The 320-nt window shown below is 36.9% G+C and carries 1 pseudogene; it reads right to left on the reverse strand.

From position 1 onward, the window contains the following. Positions 1 to 120: 120 nt before the first annotated feature. Positions 121 to 320, reverse strand: a pseudogene (locus tag FEZ33_RS12530) (IS21 family transposase); the annotation flags it as partial.

Raw genomic sequence — 320 nt, forward strand, 5'->3', positions numbered from 1 at the left:
TAAATCACAGTGGTTATGGGATATTTCTTTAGTGGTACATTAAGCTGGCAAAAGGTGGTACATTCTTTGGCAAACAGTGGTAAGAAAGTTGGCATCAGTGGTACAAATGTGTGGCAGTAGTCAATTTACAATCGTTAGAGTGGAATCACCTATACTTGCTGCCCATTTTAAGCCCTCTTCAGGCGTTTGTTCAATATACAATCGATGATTCTGAGGCATATGTTCTTTTAAGGTAGAGAACTGTCCGTATTTTCCATATAATGTTTGATGAGAAGCTGCTCTTATGTGATTAAAATAGATTTCAATTGTACTGTCTGAAA

This window comes from Ruoffia tabacinasalis (assembly GCF_005864045.1).
Taxonomy (GTDB): domain Bacteria; phylum Bacillota; class Bacilli; order Lactobacillales; family Aerococcaceae; genus Ruoffia; species Ruoffia tabacinasalis.